Origin of the sequence: Microcoleus sp. S36a_B3 (assembly GCF_036700745.1) — a bacterium.
GTDB lineage: Bacteria > Cyanobacteriota > Cyanobacteriia > Cyanobacteriales > Microcoleaceae > Microcoleus.
On sequence record NZ_JAUBPN010000075.1, the window covers coordinates 1 to 1,033 of the forward strand.

The 1,033-nt window shown below is 37.7% G+C and carries 1 protein-coding gene and 1 pseudogene; one reads left to right on the forward strand and one right to left on the reverse strand.

What is annotated here, in order from left to right:
* On the forward strand, positions 1 to 251 hold a 251-nt coding region (locus QUA01_RS27260), incomplete at its 5' end, for a hypothetical protein (RefSeq protein ID WP_333087901.1).
* 17 nt (positions 252 to 268) lie between these two features.
* Here the strand turns inward: QUA01_RS27260 and QUA01_RS27265 are convergent.
* Positions 269 to 1,009: pseudogene (locus tag QUA01_RS27265) on the reverse strand (IS1 family transposase).
* Positions 1,010 to 1,033: the final 24 nt, after the last annotated feature.

Genomic DNA, 1,033 nt, shown 5'->3' on the forward strand with positions numbered 1-1,033 from the left:
CCCCAGCGATGAAGAGGTTATTATTAAGGGCTTTTGTTATCCATCGACGACGCGATAGGATGGACGAGGCAAGGCTGAAGCGATATCGCAGCAATTTACGAGAAAGATTAACCAGAATTTTGAGCTTTTCGCCACATCAGCCGGATGGTGTTCGGTTGCGAAAACGTTATGGCGAGCTGATGAATAATTTGTTCTTATTTCTGGAAGATGTGACAATTCCACCCACAAATAATTCTAGCGGGCGTTGCTGAATCAAGGTATGATAAAATTATAGTGCGATCACAGACAAGCGAGAGCGAGAATTATTTATTTGATTTTGATACGGAATTGGAACATCTCCAAATTTTAGATAGTGAATTAGTAATTGAATTGAATATCTTAGCATTTGTTCAGATTTAGAATAACAAAGACTTTTTCGTTTTAGGCGAGCCAAATAATGTCTTAATCTTGTATTTTCACCCTCAACTCTTGTCATATAGGTTTTGCTAATAATCTGATCTCCATCGGGAATAAACTTCGGGTAAACTTTCCACCCATCTGTGACATAAAAATGGCATTTCCCTTTATTAACAATGCCCCATAGTGGTTCAAAAGTTTTTGCACTATGGTCGCCTAAAACCCATCCTAGAATACCTGGTTTAAAATGGCCTACTGCTGTCCATAACCAGGTTTTGTTTTTTTTGAGCCGACAAATGTTTCTAATTCATCTAATTCTCCCACTTGTGGAGTTGTTTCTGGGTGATAAAATTCTGGCAAGAGTTTTCCTACTTGCTTGACCCAATTAATGATTGTCGTATGATGCACATTTTTGACTCTCTCAATTGCTCGAAAACCCATACCATTGACATACATTTTAAGACATTCACGTTTCACCTCTGAGCGAGTAACCTTTATGAGGTTGATAGCCATCTATAAATTGTCTGCCACAACCGACACAAATATAATTCTGTTTACCTTTTTTATGGCCATTTTTATTAACATGAGTTGACTGACATTCAGGACATTTCATAAGCTCTACATTTTGTGAAGTGTT